Genomic DNA, 246 nt, shown 5'->3' with positions numbered 1-246 from the left:
TTCTTGAAGTTCTTGTAAACTTACTTGTTTTGCGTTTTCATCGGCTATATTATCTTTAATATCGTAGCATAAAACCTCAACATCAAAACCTTTTAACTTTTTTGCAAAGGCTTTACCCATATTACCGTAACCAATAAGGCCAACGGTTTTTCCGTCTAACTCAATACCTCGGTTTTCTTCACGAAGCCATTTGCCAGATCTAACTTCTAAATCGGCTTTATTTAACTTATTAAATAATGATAATAG

1 protein-coding gene is annotated in these 246 nt (G+C 32.9%); it reads right to left on the bottom strand.

Annotated features, from left to right (window positions below):
• Window positions 1–246 (bottom strand): NAD(P)-dependent oxidoreductase (locus tag FUA24_RS25905; RefSeq protein WP_246147148.1); only part of this gene is annotated, 246 nt, incomplete at both ends.

Source organism: Seonamhaeicola marinus (genome assembly GCF_008085455.1).
The sequence above is the reverse complement of the archived record's forward strand: the minus strand, read 5'-3'. Positions and strand labels throughout refer to the sequence as shown.